Raw genomic sequence first — 17138 nt, forward strand, 5'->3', positions numbered from 1 at the left:
AAAAAAGCAGGCTCTATTTACTCGAGTCGTTTACTATTTCTTTAAAAAGCGCTTGATGTCTGAAGTCAAGATTTGACCCCTTTACTTTTAATGATGGCGATAAAGTTACCGTAGCCAAAGATTTAAAAATAAAAGGCAGCTCACAAGTTATTAAAATTGGCACCAAAGCGGTCGTTAGACGTGTGCTTAATAAAAAAGATCACGAGCTAGATTGTAAAGTAGATGGTATTGGCGAAATGATGGTAACAGCTAAGTTTGTGAAAAAGGCTAACTCGTAGGTCGGATAAATGGCGAAGCCATCCTGCATGTCTCACCCAAAAGATCGAAGTGATTGAGTTTATTTAGTTATTGGCGAGCATTTGTTAACAGCCGCTAAACCCAGGTCTATATGAGCAACAATATAGCCATATTCCTTCTTTGACAGTTTGCCGGTTTTATACAGCTCTTTTGCCGACTTATGGTTCCATGATTCACCACATTTTGGCTCTGGAATTTGAAGATCTAGGGTAAGTAGATATTCCTTTTCTTTATCTATGGAATACCCTTTTTTCACAGAGCTTTTTGCGCAAAGGCTTAGTGCATATTCAACCGCAAATTTATCCACGCTTGGTAAGCCAACAAACTCCACATCACACCCTAAAACACGTTCGCCAGAAACCTTCGTGTAATAAAGCTCACCTGTTGTGCAAGCTGATAATAAAAAGAGCATCGCGGATATTGATAAAAATCTATGAATCAAAGTACTTCCTTGTTTACTATTGCCAAGCTCTGCAGGCATTCGAAGCTTAGAGACAATAGCCCATTGTTAATTGTCCGAGCGAACTTGAGAGCGAATTGAGGCTCTTGTTATGAGCCATTTTTATACACACCATAATAAGTAACACCCGCTTGTACAAGTCCGACAATAATTAATGCAAAAGTTAGCCACTTTGTAGCGCTTGACTGCGCTAAATTATCTCTGTGCCTTTTTTGATCTTCTTCATATTCAGATATTGTCACTAAAGCTTTAGGTGACAATTTGAATCCATATTGAACAGAAGTTAATTCCCCGCTCTCTACAAGTGATTTTAGAAGTAAATCGTTATACGCAAGTTGTCTAGATTTGTCAGGATGAAACACCCACTTTTGTGTATATAAAAGACCAGATAGAGAAACTGAACTTACAATAAAAGTACGATTTTCAATTGTTTCTTCGAGAATTAATTTAAGTGTCTCTATCCTTTCAGACCGCACTAACTCTTTACGATTAAATAAAAACTGTTGAATTTTACCAAGAACAATTTTTAATTTATCCCAAGGTAATATACCTTCAAAAAAATACTTTGAAATTGAAGAGTAACGTAGGTCGTATCTACCATAAAAGTGAGTTATATCTAACTCATAATCACTTAACCAAGTCCAAGGAATCGAAAGTTCGCCATAATCTTTTTTATTAAGCCAATATTTGCCTGTAACTCCATTCGAATGAATTTCATTACAGAAAATAGTCCAAGACTCATCTTTAGCTCGAAGATAAACAACATTGCAATCAACACTGTCTGCTTTATTTCCAGATCTAGGAATACTAGCTGGAGCAGGCTTCTTAAGAAGTGTTCTTATAATCCATCTTTTGAAGAAATTCACGAGGCTATCCCTAATGGCTCATAACATCTTATTGAACACCATTTTCGCGGTTTACAACACCCGAAAACGGCTTATGCTTATTATAGTATCGCTCAATAATTCCACCAAACAACTCTAATGTAAACAAGTAATTACCCATGCATTTAAATGGTTCTAATGATTTACACCAAAACGACTTTTAATAATGTGATGAACAAATTAACTTTATCGGATGGCGCTTCGCTTATCCGACCTACCTATAAAACCAATATTTATAAAATCTCTACCACTTCATATTCATGGTTTTTGCCTGCAATACTTAGGCTTATTTCATCATCAAGCTGCTTGCCTATAAGTTGTTTACCTAACGGTGCTTCGGGTGTAACAACTTGAATAGTTTGCCCTTTTACTTCAACCGTTAAGCCACCTGCGGCGGGGCCTAAATAAAACCATTTTTGTACTGAGTTTTCATCTTCTAAACAAACGAGTGAGCTTATAATCACTTTATTGTAAGTGGGCTCTTTAAAAATGGCTTCAAATTGTTTAATGCTTTTGTAGCACTCGTTTACGCGCTCAGCTTGGCCTTGTGCTAGATAAGCGGCTTCGAGCCCGAGGGTATCATATTGCGTTTCTGCCACGCTTTCTTCGTGAGTTGCGGCGTCGTGCGCGGCTTTGGCAGCTTGTTTAGCGCTGTTTAATTGTGCTTCAAGTGCAAATTTAAGGTGTTCAATTACGTGGGTTTTGTTCATGAGGGAGCGCTAATAACTGATGCTGTAAACTATATGGTTAATTTTAACGTTATAAGGCGCTTAAAACCATTATTTTAAGCGCCAATAAATTTACTCAGTTATGTAAACCCGCATTTATGGCATATCCATTAATGCTTGGGTTTTTACATCGAGTTTTTCTTCGTAGTTTTCAGCGCTTAGCCCTAAAAGCTCAGGCAAGGTAGCGGCAATGCAAATAGATGAGAACGTACCTACGACAATGCCAGTAAATAGCGCAATAGCAAAGCCTTGTAATGGTGCGCCTGCGAGTAACCAAACGCTGGCAACCGTTGCAAGTGTGGTGCCCGATGTAATAAGTGTTCGCGTTAACGTGCTTTTAATCGCGCTATTTATAATACTTGCAGGGCTAAGTGCATTATTAGATTTAACACGTAAAAGCTCGCGTACTCTATCACCTACTATTATAGAGTCGTTTAGTGAGTAACCTATAATGGCGAGTAAGCTGGCAAGTACGGTTAAATTAAATTCAATACTTAATAGCGAAAATAGCCCCAGTACGAGTAGTAAATCATGTACTAACGCAACTACTGAGCCAACAGCTAAACGCCATTCAAACCGTACAGCTAAATAAAGCATGACTGCAATCATGGCTGAAAACAGGGCTAAACAACCTTGCTCAAACAGCTCATCACCCACTTGTGAGCCGATATACGCTGACGATAATACCTCAGCGTTTATATCTGCGTTTTGAGTAATGGCAGTTTGCCAATCATTACTATTTGCTGTTGAATCGCTAGGCGCTTCGCGTAGTTGAAAATGGCTATTGCCTTGCGCGGTTAGCTCAAACTCGCCGTTGTGATTTTTAGTAATAAACGATTGAAGCTCTTTTAGCTCAACACCTTGGCTGGTGGTAAATTCCGTTAGGTAGCCACCGGTAAAGTCGAGTCCAAAATTAAGCCCTTTTTGACTAAGCGTAAATACCGATAGCAGTACAAGTATGGCGCTTAAAAGCATGCCAAAAAAACGCAGGCGCGACCCTGCCTCGCCCTTTAAAAAAGTGTTAAGCATGTGCATTTACTCCTGCTTTTTTAGCCAATTTTAAATATACCGTTTGGCTGAGTACTTTTGATACGTACACGCCAGTAAATACAGAGGTTATTAAACCAAGTGCCAATGTTATGGCAAAGCCTTTAACTGGGCCGTAACCTATTCCGTATAAAATAAGCGCGGTGATCATAGTGGTTATATTGGCATCAAATATAGTGTTAGCGGCTTGCTTGTAACCTTCTTGAATAGCTTGATAAGCAGAGCGGCCTTTTCTGCGCTCTTCTTTAATTCGCTCAAATATAATAACGTTGGTATCTACCGCCATGCCAATAGTAAGCACAAGCCCAGCAATACCCGGCAGGGTTAACACAACCCCTGGTAATAACGACATTAGGCCAACTAGCGATGTTAAATTTAATAACAGCGCTACGTTTGCAATAAGCCCTAAGCGGCGATACCACATTGCCATAAAGGCAAGTGTAATACCCATGCCCAGCATTAATGCGGCTAAACCATTACTAATGTTTTCGCTGCCAAGGCTTGGCCCAATTGTTTGCTCATGCACTATTGTTACAGGCGCGGTAAGTGAACCTGCACGCAATAATAGGGCTAAATCAGCCGCGGCTTGCTGGCTTTTCATATTAGTAATGCTAAAACGTGAACTTAAATGCTGGGCAATATTGGCTACATTTATTACTTCACTTTTTTTAACGGTTTCGCCTTTCGCGTTTTGAGAGTACTCAGAGTAAACCGTGGCCATAGGCTTACCAATATTGGCTTTTGAAAACGCCGACATAGCATCGCCACCTTGCCCATCTAGGCTAAGTTGTACCAGTGGCTTACCCCAATCGTCGCGCCCTATGTTTGCATTATTAATGTGATCACCGGTAAAAATTGGCACAGGGTCAAGGTTTATGGTGCCACCCGACTGCATGTTAAATGTTTTACCACCCGCTTCTTTTAACTGGTAAAACCCAAGTGATGCAGTTGCACCTATGATGCGCTTAGCCTCTGTTGGGTCTTGCACGCCAGGCAGCTCAATACGTATACGTTGTTTACCTTGGCGCTGAGTGACGGCTTCGGTAATGCCTAACTCTTCTATGCGTGAGCGAAGTGTGGTGAGTGTTTGGCTCATTACTTCTTTATCAAAGCTGCTGCGCCCTTGCTCTGAATAGCTAAATATTGCGTTTTTAACATTGCCGTTATTAGCGGTTGTAACCGCTAAATTAGCAAAGCGACTTTGTAGCTCTTCAATCACGGGGTTAAGTTTTTGCACCGCATTTGGCAACGCGCTAATTTCAAAGCCATGATCCGTTTTCAGAACTTTAAGGCCGTGCGCTTTTTGCTTTATAATGATTGATTTAGCTTGTTGATATGCACTCACTAATTGCTCATCAACGGCTTTGTCTAAATCTACGTCGAGTACAAATAGCACACCGCCATTTAAATCAAGGCCAAGCTTTATTGGTGATAAACCAAATTCTTGCAGCCAAAGTGGGCTTGTTGCATGTTCTACAATTTTAACTTGCGTATTTGGGAACTGCGCCTTTATAGCCGCTTGCGCTTGGGCGCTTTTAGTTGGCTCGTTTAATAAAATATTGATAGTTGATTGCTTATCAAGCCCTTGCTCAACGTCAAAGCCTTGGTTATTTAAAAAAGTAACTAACGCGTTAGTACTTGGCACAGCTTGAGTATCACTATGTGGTGTATTGCTTACATGCAACCACGATTTGTTAGGGTATAAGTTGGGTAATGCGCTAATAGCTAATAAAATCAGCACAATAAGCATGGCTATATAGCTCAATTTAAATTTAGCCATAAATGGCTTTTGATCTTTTTTTACACTAAACATAATTTTCCTTATTGCCAGTAAATTACTGGCAATGTGCTTTTTAAAGCACAATTAATCGCAAGGCTTAAACGTAAAACGTTAAAACCTAATAAAAATTAAATAAGAAAAATTAAGCGTGGTAAGTAGTGACGGCTCTATAGAGTAAGTTGGCATCTTTCCAGCCACTTAACCGAGACTTTTTACTATGGTACACAAGCGTATACCAAGGCTGAATAGCATTTACAGCTTGAGGGCGTATGAATATTTGTCTAACAAGGCGCTGCGCAAAAAACTCAAAAACAACATCGTATTCTGGTTCACTTTGAGCGGCATGTAAAAATAGCGAAGAATTACTAGCCGTCAACCTTGGTTGATGCGCGTCAAACCCTGTTTGGTGTGTTCTTTTGTGCTCATTTCCCTTTACCGATTTTGATATAGGCAGCGTTTTAGCTAAATCAACACTGTCAGCAAGCATACTCAATGAGCTGGTTGCCGTGTTTAATTGATGTGTGGCGCACTGCGCACTACTTTGCACACTAAAAAGCGCACAAAACAGCAAAAAAGCAGTTATAAACACACGGATGTTAAACATGGTTACTTCAAACTAAATAAGGGATGCGTAGTATATATGGGCAAGTATTTAAAATACAATGCTAATTAATTAAGTATTTAATATAACTGAGACCCTTAATGCGCTCCAAGCACAGTACAGAAAAACGCGCCGATGCCATGACCTTAAAGCAAAGCATTAAAACACTGTGGCCTTACATTACTAAATTTAAAGGGCGAGTATTTATTGCACTTTTAGCGCTTATAGGTGCTAAAGGCGCGACACTTTTAATGCCTTGGGCATTAAAAGAGATTATCGATTCGGTAGATAAATCAATTAATCCCGTTTTAGTTATCCCGGCGCTACTACTGCTAATGTATGGTGGGCTTAGGTTTGCCAGCGTTTTTTTAGGTGAAGTACGCGATGCAGTGTTCTCTCGTGTAACAGAGCACGCTATGCGTGACATTGGCTTAAAGGTATTTAAACATTTACATTCGTTAGAGCTTGCCTTTCACCTAGACAGACAAACAGGCGGAATAAGCCGTGATATAGAGCGCGGTACTAGTGGGCTAAGCTTTTTAATGCGTTTTTTAATGTTTAATATTGTACCCACCCTTTTTGAAATACTCACCGTTGCTATTATTTTCGGGTCGCTATTTTCTGTGTGGTTTGCGTTAATTACTTTATTAGCGGTTGCTATTTATATCACTTTTACCGTAACAGTTACGCAGTGGCGAAACCGATTTATACGCGAGGCAAACGCCGCCGATAATTTAAGTAATACCCGCGCCATAGACAGCCTTCTTAATTTTGAAACCGTAAAATATTTTAATAACGAAGAATTTGAGGCAAAAACATACGACTCCTTTTTAGCAAAGTGGGAAACCGCTCGTTTAAAAAATAGAATGTCATTGCTTGCGCTTAATTCTGGCCAAGCGTTGATTATTGCCAGCGCTATTACAGCGCTAATGTGGTTAGGCGCCAAAGATGTAGTAACTGGCGCTTTAACAATTGGTGAACTTGTGATGATAAATGCCTACATGATCCAATTATTTTTACCGCTTAATTTTTTAGGGTTTGTATATCGTGAAATAAGGCGCGCGCTTACCGATTTAGAAAATATGCTGGGCTTACTCAATAAAAAGCCACAAGTCACTGAGCGACCCCATGCCCAAAACCACATCGTTACTCGCGGCCACATAGCGTTTAATAATGTAAGCTTTAGTTACAGTGCCAATCGTCCAATTTTAAAAAACATTAGCTTTAAAATAAAAGCAGGGAGTAAAGTCGCCGTTGTAGGTGCAAGTGGTGCAGGTAAAAGCTCATTAGCACGATTACTTTATCGCTTTTACGATGTGAGCTTAGGCACTATTACTATAGATAACCAAGCCATAGACTCCGTCACCCTCGATAGCCTGCGCAGTGCTATTGCTATAGTGCCACAAGACACTGTGCTATTTAATACCAGCATACGAGAAAACATCGCTTATGGCAGACCCTCAGCGAGCGATGTTGAAATAGATAAAGCAATAGAAATGGCCCATTTAAAAGACTTTATTTCAACATTAGCCGAAGGCGATAAAACACTGGTTGGCGAGCGCGGTTTAAAAGTATCTGGCGGCGAAAAGCAACGTATTGCCATTGCACGCGCTATTTTAAAACGCTCCCCTATTTTAATATTTGATGAAGCAACCTCAGCGCTCGACTCGCATGCTGAGCAAGCTATATTGAACGCAATGCGTGCTGTTACTCAAAACCATACTAGCATGGTGATCGCTCATAGGCTTTCTACTATTGTTGATGCCGATAACATACTGGTATTTAACAACGGTGAACTAGTTGAGCAAGGCACACATGCAGCACTTTTAGCAAAAAAAGGTCAATACGCTCAAATGTGGCAATTACAACAGCAGGAAGGTTAATTAACTTGAACTTTGGTTAATTACAGCCATTTACTGGCGATACTGCCGCTTTACCTTTAGAATACGGCCTTGAAATTTTATTCAATAATTTACATATATTAAGGCGAAACGCAGATGGGAAGAGCTTACCAAAACAAAAAAGATTCAATGGCTAAAACTGCGGGTGCTAAAACTAAAGTTTATTCTAAGTACGGTAAAGAAATATACATTTGTGCTAAAAACGGTGGCGTAGATACAGACGGCAACCTTGCACTGCGTCGTTTAATTGAACGCGCTAAAAAAGACCAAGTACCTGCACACGTTATTGAACGCGCAATAGAAAAAGCCAAAGGCGGTGGCGGTGAAGACTACGCAGCAACTCGTTACGAAGGGTACGGCCCTGGTAACTGCATGATTATTGTTGACTGTTTAACAGACAACAATAAGCGTACATTTGCTGATGTGCGCATTTGTTTTACCAAAGCAAACGCTAAAATAGGCGCACAAAATTCGGTATCACATTTATTTGATCACCTCGCTATTTTTGTTTTTGACGGCGACGATGATGAAGCTGTACTAGAAGCCCTTATGATGGCCGATGTTGATGTAACCGATGTAGAAGTAGAAAACGGTAAAGTGACGGTTTTTGCCCCCCATACCGAATACAACAACACACGTACAGCACTTGAAGAAATGGGTATTACAGATTTTGACGTAGACTTAATTTCGTTTGTACCTCAAGTAGAGGCCCCTATTGAAGGTGAAGACGTAGAAGTAATGGAGCGCTTTTTAGCCATGCTTGAAGATTGTGACGATGTACAGAACGTTTACCATAACGCGCAATTTTAAACTTTACTGAACGCATTTATTTTAAGCCAACAGCAATGTTGGCTTTTTTATTTTAAAAGGCTTATTAAATTTTATGAATACCCTTGCAGAGCTTAAAGCGGGTAAGTTAAATGGCGTTACACGCGTACAACTCGTTGAAGAATTAACAGAGCTCCCCTCAGAAATTTTTACGCTTGCAGACACCCTCGAAGTACTCGATTTATCAAATAACAAGTTATCAGATTTACCTGCGGAATTTGCCTGCTTGCACCGTTTAAAGCGGGTGTTTTTATCGTTTAACCAGTTTAAACATATACCTGAAGTACTCGCTAAGTGCCCTGCTTTAATTATGGTTGCATTTAAAGGCAATCAAATAACAGAGTTTGCTCTTAACAGCTTACCTAAAACTATTGAATGGTTAATATTGACCGATAACAAATTGAGCGCCTTGCCAGGTGACTTTGGCAATTACACACAGCTTAAAAAGCTTGCGCTAGCTGGCAATGAGTTAACACATTTACCAACAAGTATGGCTAATTGTACTAATTTAGAGCTTGTAAGGCTCTCTGCTAATAACTTAGCAAAAATTGATAATTGGCTACTAGAATTACCAAAACTTGCTTGGCTTGCATTTGCAGGTAACGAATTTAATAAAGCGCAGTGCTTAACAAAAAGTACTTTAAAAAATACCCCGCTTGAAAGTTTTCAGCTTAAAAAAGTAATAGGCCAAGGTGCATCGGGCGTTATACACCTAGCAAAAGCAGAAAATAACAATGTGGCGGTAAAACTTTTTAAAGGAGCAATTACAAGCGATGGTTACCCACTTGATGAAGTAAACTGCTGCTTACAGGCGGGGAATCATAAAAATTTAATTAACGTATTAAGTTACATAGAGCAAAGCACGCAGCTTGGCTTAGTGATGGAGCTAATAGGTACCAGTTATACAAATTTAGGTTTACCGCCGAGCTTACAAACCTGCACCCGCGATACATTCAATGATGATTGTAATTACCCTATTAAAGCCGTTTTTAAAATAGCAAAACAGATGGCTAATACGCTTGCTCACCTGCATGATAATCACGTAAGCCATGGCGATATTTACGCACACAACACCATGATAAATGAGCAATATGATGTTTTATTTGGCGATTTTGGTGCGGCTACTAATTTAGCCATGCTTACCCATCAAGAACAAAAATGCATAGAGCTTATAGAAGTACGTGCTTTTGGTTGCTTAATTGACGACTTACTAAGTACGGTTAGCGAAGCAGATAAGCAAACCGAACTGTTCGTTAAAATGTCCGATATAGCAGCGCGTGCTATAAACACTGCTATTGCCTCGCGCCCTAGTTTTAAAGCACTAAGCGCTTTATTAAACGAACGGCTATAAATCAATAAAACTAAAAAAGCCTGCATAATGCAGGCTTGGTTGGATAAAGCTAAACTTTTACACGGTCAATTATAAGTACTGACCTAATGCTTTAACTTGGTCTAACATGCGGTTTGAGAAACCCCACTCGTTGTCGTACCAAGCCATTACTTTAACTAGTTTGCCATCAGCTTTAGTTTGCGTTGCATCAAAAATTGACGACGCAGGGTTGTGATTAAAATCAATAGAAACAAGCGGAAGCTCGTTGTACTCTAAAATTTCTTTCATTGAACCTGTCGCTGCGGCTTTCATTACTTCGTTGATTTCTTCAGCTGTTGTGTCGCGCTTAGTGATAAACGTAAAATCAACTAAAGAAACATTGATAGTAGGTACACGTACCGACATACCGTCTAATTTACCCGCAAGCTCAGGAAGTACTAAGCCAACAGCTGCTGCAGCACCTGTTTTAGTTGGGATCATAGACTGAGTTGCACTACGTGCACGGTAAAGATCTGGGTGATAAACGTCAGATAAGTTTTGATCGTTTGTGTAAGCATGGATTGTAGTCATGCTACCTTGCTCAATACCAACTGTGTCGTTAATTGCTTTTGCAATTGGCGCTAAACAGTTTGTAGTACAAGATGCATTAGAAATAATGTTACTATCAGCGTTAATTACATCGCTGTTAACACCGTGCACTACTGTTGCATCTAGGTCTTTACCAGGCGCTGATACAATTACTTTTTTAGCACCTGCTGTAATGTGTTTAGCGGCATCTTCACGCTTAGTGAAAAAACCCGTACATTCTAAAACGATATCTACGTTTAGCTCTTTCCACGGTAAGTTTGCAGGGTCACGCTCTTGCGTCAAAGTAATTACGTCGTCACCAATTAACATGGTGTTATCTTCAAGTGTTACTTTTTGAGAAAATTGACCATGCACTGAGTCAAATTGTGTTAGATGCGCATTTACGTTAGCCGGCGCTAAATCGTTAATTGCTACAATTTTAATCTCACTGTTTTGTGCTGACTCGTAAAGTGCACGTAATACGTTGCGACCGATACGGCCATAGCCATTAATTGCTACATTAATCATTTTTAGACTCCTATTTAACTTCACTTGCTTGTCGAGCAAGCGCTTCAATGGCTTGCCAGTCTTTGTTTTCAATTAGTTGCTTATCTAGCATCCACGTACCACCAACACAAATTACGTTGTTAAGCGCTAAGTAATTAGGGGCTGTTGCTAGGCTAATGCCACCGGTTGGGCAAAAAGTAATATGTGGTAATGGGCCACCAATCGACTTAAGCATGGCTGTTCCGCCAGCAGCTTCAGCTGGGAAGAACTTTAAATACTTAAAGCCATGGCTTGCTAACTGCATTACTTCGCTTGCAGTTGCTGCACCTGGTAAAAATGGCGTATCTGAATTTTTAGCTAATGCTAATAATTCATCACTTACCCCTGGGCTTACCATAAAATCAGCGCCTGCTTCTACTGACGCATCAAAGCTTGCTTTATCAACCACTGTACCTGTACCAACGTAAGCTTCTGGAACTTCTGCTTTCATTAGTTTCACAGCTTCAACTGCAACAGGCGTACGTAGCGTAATTTCAAGTGCTTTTAGGCCACCGTTGTATAACGCTCTAGCGAGTGGTGCTGCATCTTCTAATTTTTCGATTACAACCACTGGCACCACAGGTGCCGACGCTAAGATTTTTTCAATACTCATTACTTGTTCCTCATTACCCAGTGTGTGGCAATTATTATTCAAGTCCAAAAGCACTCGCACCTAAATCGGCGCTGCTTACAATATTTCTAAATCCAGTAAATAACTCTCGGCCGGTACCAAATGTTAAACTTGGTTGACTAAGTTGTAGTTCACGCTTAGCAAGCTCTTCGTCGCTAACGTGTACTTTTAAGATTCCATTTGGCGCATCTAAGGTTACTAAATCGCCTTCTAGAATTTTTGCAATAATGCCCCCTTCAACGGCTTCTGGCGCTAAGTGAATAGCAGCTGGCACTTTACCTGATGCACCTGACATGCGGCCATCAGTTACTATAGCTACTTTAAAGCCTTCGTCTTGAAGGGTTGCCATTACTGGCGTTAATTTATGAAGCTCTGGCATACCTTTCGCTTTAGGTCCCTGCTCTTTAAGCACGGCTATAAAGTCTTGGTTTAACTCGCCTCGGGTGTAAGCTTCTTGCAGTTCGCCTTGTGAGCTAAACACTTTAGCAGGAGCTGTTACTACTTGATGCTCTGTTGCGACAGCAGACACTTTTATTACGGCTTTGCCTAAGTTACCCGTTAGAAGTTGCAGGCCACCTTGCTTACTAAACGGATTGCTAACAGGACGAAGTACTTCTTCATCAAGTGAGTTTTCTGGGCAATCTACCCATTTAACTTTTGAAGGCCCTGTTGAATCGCTCATAATTAAGCTGTCGTCTTTATCTAAACGCGGCTCCATCATGTAAGGGGCTAAGCCTTCACCAAGCATAGTTTTAACGTCAGTATGCAAATAACCAGCACCGGCTAGTTCACGCATTAAGAAACCCATACCGCCGGCAGCTTGAAAATGATTAACATCAGCCGAGCCATTAGGGTAAATACGCGTAAGTAGTGGTACAACTTCTGATAAATCAGACATGTCTTTCCACGTTATTTGTACACCTGCTGCTTTTGCGATAGCAACAATGTGGATAGCGTGGTTAGTAGAGCCACCTGTAGATAACAAGCCAACTAAACCATTAATGATGGTTTTTTCGCTAATTACCTCTGCTAAACATGGGCTTTCTTTATCGCCTGTAAGCTGTTTAAGCATAGTTTCTACAGCGTTACCTGTTAAACCATCACGAAGTTCAGTGTAAGGGTTAATAAACGAGCTACCTGGAAGGTGTAAGCCCATTATTTCCATTAACATTTGGTTTGAGTTAGCAGTACCGTAAAACGTACATGTACCAGCGCTATGGTATGACGCGCTTTCAGCCTCAAGTAATACATCACGGCTAACTAAGCCTTGTGCAAATTTTTGGCGAATACGGGCCTTTTCTTTATTAGGAATACCAGATTGCATTGGGCCAGCAGGTAAAAAGAACACTGGTAAATGACCAAACGATAAGGCACCAATTAATAAACCAGGGACAATTTTGTCACATACGCCTAAACAAAATACGCCATCAAATACGTCATGCGATAATGAAACCGCCGTGGACATAGCAATTACATCACGAGAAAAAAGTGACAATTCCATGCCGTCACGCCCTTGCGTAACACCATCACACATTGCTGGTACGCCGCCTGCAACTTGGGCAGTGGCATCGTACTTAGTGGCAATATCTTTAATTAAATCAGGAAAGTCTTTGTATGGCACATGGGCCGAAAGCATATCGTTATATGAGTTGATAATAGCAAGATTTGGCTGCTCATCAGCCTTTAAGCGCGCTTTGTCGTCGCTGCTACACGCAGCCATTACGTGAGCGATGTTTCCGCAACCCAGTCCAGCACGAACTCTTGTTTGTTTTTTTGCATGCGAAATACGATCTAAATAATCTTGACGGGTTTGTTTACTGCGTTCAATAACGCGTTGGGTGACTTCTTCAATGCGAGGGTGCAACATAATTTAGCTCATCTCTATTAGTTAGAGGAAAAAGGCTCAGTAGCAATTACAGACTCCACGTAAATAACTGCACTGAGCATCTTTGATTTACCCGTTCAAAGGTACGCTACCAGGGAGCCTCTCACAACAACCCTGACACCGGTGTCACTGTATTAACGCATAGCATTGACACCGGTGTCAACCCTGAGTAACAAAATTAGTGTAAAATTTTAACGTGACCAATTAATGAACAGGCTAATTTTAGTTTATTTGCTAAAATCCGCCCAAAAAAAACCCGAATAAGCGTCACTCAAATTCGGGTTACTGTGAAAAGCAAAGTGAAATTTTATTTAATTGCGGCAGTAGACTCGCGCGTTATTAACCGGGATTCTAGGGTAACTTGATAAGGCTGCTCTTGTGGCTGCGCGATATGCGATATAAGCTGCGTTACAGCTTGTTTTGTCATCTCTTCTACAGGTTGTGCAATAGTGGTTAAGCCAGGCCAAATATGGCGTGCTATAGGAGCGTTATCAAACCCAGCTATAGAGATATCATCTGGCACTCTTAATTGGCGCTGTGTGGCAAGTTTTAGTACCGCCGCCGCCATGTAATCATTTGATGCAAATACGGCCGTAGGCCTTGGTGACAAATCTAAAATACTACGTGCGCTGTCTACACCTGAATGATAACTAAAGTTACCCTCTTCAACTAAGCGCTCATCAAATTCTATACCGTGGCTTGCCAAAGCACGTCTGTAGCCATTAAAGCGTTGCTGCGTAGCACTGTGATCAGGGTGGCCTTTAATAAAGGCAATTGATTTATGACCAAGTGAAATTAAGTGCTCGGTTATTTCATAGGCGCCCTGCTCATCGTTGCTACGCACCGAAATTGAATCATCTTCAAGCAGTGCCGATGCAACTCGTGCATACGGTATGTTTTTAGCTTTTAAAAAATTAGCGAGTTTTTCAAAATCACCAAATGGCGGAGTAAGTACTACGCCATCTAAACGCGAGGTTTGTAGTAATTGCTCTATGTCGTTAATTAAATCGTCGCCACGTAGTTCGCAAGGGTGTATTAGTAAGTTATAGTTATTCTCTTTACAGGCAGCAAGTGCGCCTGTTTGTACGCGTGTTATATAACTTTTACTTGGGTTATCGTACAAACAACCAATAATAAAACTACGATTTTGCGCCAGTCCGCGTGCTATGGGGTTTGGTGTATAATCAAGCTCTTTAAATACTTTAAGCACTTTTTCGCGCGTAGCCGCACTCACATTAGGCTCATTATTTAACACCCGCGATACCGTTTTTTTAGAAACGCCCGCATGGCTTGCTACACTATTTATGGTTACTTTTTTCATTTGTTCATTATCCAAATACAACCATTAAGCAAAAAACTATTTGCTGTTATATAAACACGCACCCGCGCCAATAAGCGGTATGTTATCTTGGGTTACTAAGGTTACCGGTATTTGCCCTGCATATTGCGACATAACGCCTTTTTGCGAAAAACGCTCTACAAAACGGCTCTCTAATAATCTGCTCTGCATACGTGGTAAAATACCACCACCTATAAATAGGCCACCTAATGCGCCATATACCACAGCTAAGTCGCCTGCCACACTGCCTATCCAATCACAAAACTGATTAAGCGTTGCATCACACACTTCACATTCGCCACTGTTTGCAAGGCTGCTAATTTGTGCTGCATCTAAGTTTTTAGCTGTCACCCCCTTCACGGCAGCCATTGCTTTGTATAAATGGGCAATACCTGGGCCTGAAAAAACCGTTTCGATTGAAACATGTGGGTGTTCTTTGCGCAATTCATTAATTAATAAAGCATCTAGCTCATTAACAGGCGCAAGCGACATGTGCCCGCCCTCAGAGCTTAATACAGCGCAAGATTGCGCCGTACGCACCAAACACGCTGCGCCAAAACCTGTACCTGGGCCCATAACACCAATATTTGCATTTGCATCGGCTTGACCAGGCTTAATAGTAATGTTTTGAGTTGCATCTAAATAAGGCGCTGCATAAGCAAATGCAGCAAAGTCGTTAATTACTTCTAATTGGGTTAAATTAAAATGCGCTTTAAACTCGTTAACACTAAAGTGCCAACCTAAATTTGTTAGATGCACTTGACCTGCTTTTATAGGTCCTGCAACTGCCAAACAGGCGCGAGTAGGTGTTACGTGAGGAATAGTTGTTAAATACTGCTCAAGCGCGCTTTCTAAAGAACCAAAATTTGCACTAGGAAATATGTTAATATGTTCAATAACAAATTGGTTTGATTGCTCGTTAAAATCGGTAATTAATGCAAAGCGCGCATTGGTGCCCCCAATATCGGCAACAAGGATGGGGCTAAAATGGGCAGAAGAATTTTGGCTCATGGTATTATCTCTTTTGTGTAAGCGGCTTATGCTTGTTATTTTACAACGACCATGCGTTGTTATTTATACACTTTGAGCTATCACCTCAAAGTAGCTATCACAGTAAAAAAGGCTGCTATATAAAATAGCAGCTAATACGTTTTGACAACAAAATGATAAAACATTGACATTATGACACCGGTGTCATGACTAGATCAATAATAAATCGTAAAAAGCTTGAAATAATTCACTAATAGTCGAAAATGACACAATTATTTAGCATTTATTTAAGTTGTAACAATGAAAGGTAAAGCCACCTCATTTGACATAGCCCATTATGCTGGCGTTTCACAATCAACGGTATCTCGCGCTTTACGAAATAGTCCCCTTGTTAATGCAGAAACACGCAAGCGCGTTCACGACATAGCTAAGCAACTTAACTATAAAGTGGATAAAAATGCCAGCAACTTGCGTACTCAGCAAAGTAGTACCCTTGCGCTATTATTGTTTGAAGACCCAACATCAGATGAATCACAAATAAACCCTTTCTTTTTGTCTATGTTGGGCAGTATCACCCGTGCGTGTGCAAAAGAAGGTTATGACTTATTAGTCTCGTTTCAATCAGCCAGCGCTGATTGGCAAGCTGATTACGAAGACAGCCACAGAGCCGATGGCATAATTTTACTCGGCTATGGTGATTACATAGACTTTCAGCCCAAATTTAAAACCTTACTAGAGCAAAACACAAAATTTGTATGCTGGGGGGCCACCGTCGATAACCGCCCGGATTTAACCGTATGTTGCGATAACTACGGCGGAGGTAAACTAGCTGCAGGCCATTTAATTGCCCATAACCGTACTGATTGTGCGTTTATTGGTGATGCTTCTGATCACAGCCCAGAATTTTTTGCCCGCTTTCAGGGGTTTAAAGATGAGCTACTTACTAGTGGTATAACCATTAATGAGCGAAAAATGGCCAATGCTATTTCTACTGAGGAGTCAGGTTACCACGCTACGCGCTCACTCATAGCAAATAACATTAAATTTAACGCCTTATTTGCCGCCAGTGATTTAATAGCCATTGGTGCAATTCGCGCTTTAAAAGAAGCCAATATTAATGTTCCTAACGAAGTGGCCGTGGTCGGTTTTGATAACATAGCTATAGCAAGCTATATAAACCCACCGCTTACCACCATAGCGCAAGACACCACTGTTGCAGGGCAAATGCTAGTAGAGAACCTGCTTAAATTAATACGTGAAGAAGAAGTGCAAAGCACCCTTTTACCGCCAGTGTTAATTGCCAGAGGGTCTAGTTAAGGGTTTA

At 40.7% G+C, this 17138-nt stretch carries 15 protein-coding genes and 1 pseudogene; 5 read left to right on the plus strand and 11 right to left on the minus strand.

The genetic code is table 11. The features are described from left to right. Positions 1-92 precede the first annotated feature (92 nt). Positions 93-278 (plus strand): annotated as a pseudogene (locus tag AN393_RS08220) (PhnA domain-containing protein); the annotation flags it as partial. A gap of 59 nt (positions 279-337) precedes the next feature. On the opposite strand, the gene AN393_RS08225 reads toward AN393_RS08220, so the two are convergent. The 6 genes from AN393_RS08225 to AN393_RS08250 all read right to left on the minus strand — a co-directional run bounded on the left by AN393_RS08225 (position 338) and on the right by AN393_RS08250 (position 5800). After that, positions 338-778 carry a hypothetical protein gene (locus AN393_RS08225; RefSeq protein WP_408003135.1) on the minus strand — a complete coding sequence of 147 codons (441 nt, stop codon included), beginning with the start codon at positions 776-778 and terminating at the stop codon, positions 338-340. Between the two features lie 68 nt (positions 779-846). Beyond that, complete coding sequence (locus tag AN393_RS08230) at positions 847-1623, minus strand: hypothetical protein (protein WP_055017802.1); 777 nt, start codon at positions 1621-1623, stop codon at positions 847-849. A 251-nt stretch (positions 1624-1874) separates the two neighbouring features. Then, positions 1875-2351, minus strand: coding sequence for a GreA/GreB family elongation factor (locus tag AN393_RS08235; protein WP_055017803.1), 477 nt, complete (start codon positions 2349-2351; stop codon positions 1875-1877). 114 nt (positions 2352-2465) lie between these two features. Further along, positions 2466-3398 (minus strand): protein translocase subunit SecF, encoded by a 933-nt coding sequence (secF, locus tag AN393_RS08240; protein ID WP_055017868.1) that lies wholly within the window; start codon positions 3396-3398, stop codon positions 2466-2468. Next, on the minus strand, positions 3391-5229 hold the full coding sequence (secD, locus tag AN393_RS08245; protein WP_055017804.1) for a protein translocase subunit SecD: 1839 nt from the start codon (positions 5227-5229) through the stop codon (positions 3391-3393). Before secD ends, secF begins: the two co-directional genes overlap by 8 nt. Positions 5230-5338: 109 nt before the next feature. Then, a complete protein-coding gene (locus AN393_RS08250) occupies positions 5339-5800 on the minus strand; it encodes a hypothetical protein (protein ID WP_055014979.1) in 462 nt (153 codons plus the stop codon). A gap of 98 nt (positions 5801-5898) precedes the next feature. Between AN393_RS08250 and AN393_RS08255 the strand changes: the two genes are divergently transcribed. From AN393_RS08255 to AN393_RS08265, 3 genes are all read left to right on the plus strand, one after another. Beyond that, the gene (locus tag AN393_RS08255; RefSeq protein WP_055017805.1) at positions 5899-7680 is read left to right on the plus strand and encodes an ABC transporter ATP-binding protein/permease; all 1782 of its coding nucleotides are present in this window, start codon (positions 5899-5901) and stop codon (positions 7678-7680) included. A 114-nt stretch (positions 7681-7794) separates the two neighbouring features. Beyond that, entirely contained in the window at positions 7795-8508 is a 714-nt protein-coding gene (locus tag AN393_RS08260) for a YebC/PmpR family DNA-binding transcriptional regulator (protein ID WP_055017806.1), read from the plus strand. Positions 8509-8581: 73 nt separating this feature from the next. Continuing rightward, on the plus strand, positions 8582-9877 hold the full coding sequence (locus tag AN393_RS08265) for a leucine-rich repeat domain-containing protein (RefSeq protein WP_055014982.1): 1296 nt from the start codon (positions 8582-8584) through the stop codon (positions 9875-9877). Between the two features lie 69 nt (positions 9878-9946). On the opposite strand, the gene gap is transcribed toward AN393_RS08265, so the two are convergent. The 5 genes from gap to glk form a co-directional block, all read right to left on the minus strand. Further along, positions 9947-10951 (minus strand): type I glyceraldehyde-3-phosphate dehydrogenase, encoded by a 1005-nt coding sequence (gene gap / locus AN393_RS08270; protein WP_055014983.1) that lies wholly within the window; start codon positions 10949-10951, stop codon positions 9947-9949. 10 nt (positions 10952-10961) lie between these two features. Next, positions 10962-11582, minus strand: coding sequence for a bifunctional 4-hydroxy-2-oxoglutarate aldolase/2-dehydro-3-deoxy-phosphogluconate aldolase (eda, locus tag AN393_RS08275; protein ID WP_055014984.1), 621 nt, complete (start codon positions 11580-11582; stop codon positions 10962-10964). Positions 11583-11616: 34 nt separating this feature from the next. Beyond that, positions 11617-13467 (minus strand): phosphogluconate dehydratase, encoded by a 1851-nt coding sequence (gene edd, locus AN393_RS08280; RefSeq protein WP_055014985.1) that lies wholly within the window; start codon positions 13465-13467, stop codon positions 11617-11619. Between the two features lie 325 nt (positions 13468-13792). Then, positions 13793-14806 (minus strand): LacI family DNA-binding transcriptional regulator, encoded by a 1014-nt coding sequence (locus AN393_RS08285; RefSeq protein WP_055017807.1) that lies wholly within the window; start codon positions 14804-14806, stop codon positions 13793-13795. Positions 14807-14842: 36 nt separating this feature from the next. After that, positions 14843-15835: a glucokinase gene (glk, locus tag AN393_RS08290; RefSeq protein ID WP_055017808.1), complete on the minus strand. Its 993-nt coding sequence runs from the start codon at positions 15833-15835 to the stop codon at positions 14843-14845. A 279-nt stretch (positions 15836-16114) separates the two neighbouring features. On the opposite strand from glk, the gene AN393_RS08295 reads away from it, so the two are divergent. Continuing rightward, on the plus strand, positions 16115-17131 hold the full coding sequence (locus AN393_RS08295) for a LacI family DNA-binding transcriptional regulator (protein ID WP_055014988.1): 1017 nt from the start codon (positions 16115-16117) through the stop codon (positions 17129-17131). The last annotated feature ends 7 nt before the right edge of the window (positions 17132-17138 follow it).

This window comes from Pseudoalteromonas sp. P1-25, from assembly GCF_001401805.1.
Lineage (GTDB): Bacteria > Pseudomonadota > Gammaproteobacteria > Enterobacterales > Alteromonadaceae > Pseudoalteromonas.